Origin of the sequence: Candidatus Magnetominusculus dajiuhuensis (assembly GCF_046044395.1) — a bacterium.
GTDB classification, from domain to species: domain Bacteria; phylum Nitrospirota; class Thermodesulfovibrionia; order Thermodesulfovibrionales; family Magnetobacteriaceae; genus Magnetominusculus; species Magnetominusculus dajiuhuensis.
This window is the reverse complement of the sequence record NZ_JBJUSG010000209.1, coordinates 1-3163: the sequence shown is the minus strand read 5'-3', so window position 1 is coordinate 3163 and position 3163 is coordinate 1. Positions and strand designations below refer to the sequence as shown.

The following is a 3163-nucleotide window of genomic DNA, read 5'->3' as shown; positions in this document are numbered from 1 at the left end:
AGGGATGCCCTCGCAGGGAAATCAACGGGTGTAGTTATTTAGACGCTTACAAAGAGATGCAACGGTCATCCCCAGGGTTCAGGATTTCATAGCGTCAAATATTGATATATTTCATATATTTTTTCGTGAGACACTTCAACCTATTGCTTTTATACACATGTATGATGTATGATGATATATGGGGGTGTTGCTTCTTGTTGTAGAAGATGTACTGTGTGGGCTATGCGGAGCAGAAGGGTTTAAAAAACACCACACCTGTGTATATCTAAAAAAAATATCTGTTTACGGGTTGTTTCAAAGGAGAAAATCATGATAGATACAAATAATGTTACTTTCTTTAGGGTACGGGCTTTAGGCGTCGTGTTTAGTTTGATGTTGGTATTAGGGATTTTATCTCCCTTAGAGGGAGCTACTACGTACAGCGTTACGGTAACCAAAGCGGGTGTGGGGACGGGGGCGGTAGCGCCTTCAAGCGGCACACTCACATGGAACGGCAATGTTGGTACGGCGTCGTACGCGGCAGGCACGGTGGTAGTGCTTGCGGCAACGGCCGGTGCTGGCTCAACTTTTACGAGTTGGTCAGGATGTGATTCGGCAAGCGGCAGCAACTGCGGCATTACAATGACCGCAAATAAAAATGTGGCCGTTAGTTACTCATCGCAAAGTTACACTTATGATTACACTATGGCTTCAAGTAAAATAAGTGCGCTTTATACGCAGTACAGTTCATATTTTGGTACAAAATCAGGAGGTGTCTTAACAGGTACGGACGGTACATACTTCGCCCAATGGTTCACTAACGGGCTGGGAATCTGTGCGTGGTCTGATGGAAATATGTATTATTATAACGGGGCTGCGTGGTATTCATTTGGAGTTGCGTGGAAGACAGTTATCCCTGTACCAACCAATTTTAAAATGGGTAAAACATCCGATGGTTTTATACTAAACTGGGGCAGTGTGAGCGGGGCAACAGTTTATTACATATACTGGGGTAATGATGACTCAGTCTCATCGGGAGACTTAAATTATGCAGGGGTCGTTCAGACAAATACCACAGTTTACACCCAAACCGGAGCAGTTTTTGGAGATATGTACTATTACCGGATAAAGGCGTGTGACGGCACTGGTAATTGTAGCAGCCTATCTGATTATATGATGATGGAGTTTGGGCTTTAACGTGAAATGAGCACACACATAAGATGTTTAGCCGCAAAAATATAATACTCAGGAGGTAATTAAAATGAGATGGATAAATCGTGTATTAGTGGTTGCTTTAGGGATATGCTTGTTAAGTTTAATCTGTGGGACAAGACAAATTGAAGCGTCGCCAATAAATTATGAGAAGATGTCTGATAAAGAAATAAGAGGCTCTTCTCATGATTTAGGAGTGGTTTTTTCAATTGTTGAAACCGATATGATAAGGATGAATCTACGGTTTGGCGATATAGTCTTAATAGTTGAGAAAGGCATCTCATCAGGTGGCGGCTTCTATTTACAAGCCTCTTCGATTAACAATGGTGGGATTGTTAAATTAACAGATAAAGACAATCAGGTTATACAAAAACTGATGTCAGAAATGAGTGCTTATGGTGATAATAATAACTTAAGTAAATCGTTTCTCAGCATACTTAATTTAATAGTAAGCTGGCCAAATACAATGCCTGTATACGTTTCTATTAGTAACTCAGGCATCAACACACTGACAGGTGAATACAAACAACAATCTCATAGCAGATTAACACCATTATCTGATTATAAACCGCTGAATTTATGCAATGCCTTTGGTAAAACGCTGGATTTATTTTGGCCTGTACAAGTATCGGGTACGACAGTTGCAACACTCGATCAGTCAGGAATCATAGGCCAGGACGGCTGTTTCGGAAGATGCGGGCCAGGATGTAGTAGCTATTCAACAGCGACATTTAATAATGTATATTCTTACGCTTGCGCCAGGCATGACGCATGTGTTGGATATCAGAACAGCATACTTGGAGTGACAAATACTGTTTGGCCTGATTGTGATTATTTGTTTCCCGCCACAATACCAGATTTTATTATAGGTGTACTTGGAACAAGCTACAACGGTACACAGTATAATTGTAGTACAATTGGTAGCTAGGCCTAAGGAGGGAAAGATGATAAAATACAGGCAAGGAGAGGCATTATGTTTAAATATGTTATCACGGCAATTCTATTAATCTTTGTAATTTTATTAGCTACCCCGCTGACGGCGAAATCCTCTGGTGAAAAAATCGTGTTTCTCGGAGACAGCCTGACGGCCTTTGCTGATTTGAATGAGATGTTTCCCGACGGTAATATGATAAACCGCGGCGTATATGGCGACACATCGCGCGATATGTACAATCGTCTTGGGGCGGTAATTCATGACGCGCCTAAGAAGATTTTTATTATGGCCGGCATAAACGATATTATCAGAGGACAATCTGTTGATGGCTTAATCCTGACATATAATAAAATATTAAATGTCCTGATAAGAAAACTTCCTAACACTGAAATCTATGTTATAAGTATATTGCCGGTTAATATTGAGGTAGAACCACCCGATTTATATATTAAATACAATTTATATATTAATACAAATGTTATCATAGCAAATGAAAAGATAAAACAAACTGTGGTTAAATATAAAGATAAATATAAAATAAAATATCTGGACATATACGGGGCGTTCGTATATACAGGCACAATAAAACTCAACCCTCTGTTTACGTACGACGGCGTACACTTAACGCACGAGGGATATGCAACATGGAAGCAGCAAATTGAGAGATATGTGTATTAGCCGCCTTATGTGTATTTAACCACTTTTTGGGCCGCCCTTGTCTTTAAAAGTCTGACATGCCTTGCCCGACGCATTAAAGACCTCCTGCGACGGCATCACCTTGGACTTAAACCCCATGAACTTGCAGCCATAGGGAAATCTTCCGTCCCATGTGATAAAAAAATGACTGCATTTAAAACAATCTATCCTGTTTGCCATGAGTTTAACCAACTGGATTCCTGCCTTCACAGGAATGACACATTAAGGCGTTTACTTGTAAGACGTATACTCTTAATGCGTATACCTGTCCTGTCTGTCATTCAGGAATAATGTAAGCGTCTAAATAACTACACCCGTTGATTTCCCTGCGAGGGCATCCCT

The 3163-nt window shown here is 40.6% G+C and carries 4 protein-coding genes; 3 read left to right on the top strand and 1 reads right to left on the bottom strand.

The window, feature by feature from the left end; all coding sequences use genetic code 11:
* Positions 1 to 309: 309 nt before the first annotated feature.
* The 3 genes from AB7D94_RS16875 to AB7D94_RS16865 all read left to right on the top strand — a co-directional run bounded on the left by AB7D94_RS16875 (position 310) and on the right by AB7D94_RS16865 (position 2803).
* Complete coding sequence (locus tag AB7D94_RS16875; protein ID WP_420267235.1) at positions 310 to 1176, top strand: InlB B-repeat-containing protein; 867 nt, start codon at positions 310 to 312, stop codon at positions 1174 to 1176.
* 64 nt (positions 1177 to 1240) lie between these two features.
* Positions 1241 to 2119 carry a DUF8213 domain-containing protein gene (locus AB7D94_RS16870; RefSeq protein ID WP_420267234.1) on the top strand — a complete coding sequence of 293 codons (879 nt, stop codon included), beginning with the start codon at positions 1241 to 1243 and terminating at the stop codon, positions 2117 to 2119.
* Between the two features lie 45 nt (positions 2120 to 2164).
* Entirely contained in the window at positions 2165 to 2803 is a 639-nt protein-coding gene (locus AB7D94_RS16865; RefSeq protein ID WP_420267233.1) for a GDSL-type esterase/lipase family protein, read from the top strand.
* A 15-nt stretch (positions 2804 to 2818) separates the two neighbouring features.
* Here AB7D94_RS16865 and AB7D94_RS16860 read toward each other — a convergent pair whose 3' ends face one another.
* On the bottom strand, positions 2819 to 3031 hold the full coding sequence (locus AB7D94_RS16860) for a uracil-DNA glycosylase (RefSeq protein WP_420267232.1): 213 nt from the start codon (positions 3029 to 3031) through the stop codon (positions 2819 to 2821).
* Between the last annotated feature and the right edge of the window lie 132 nt (positions 3032 to 3163).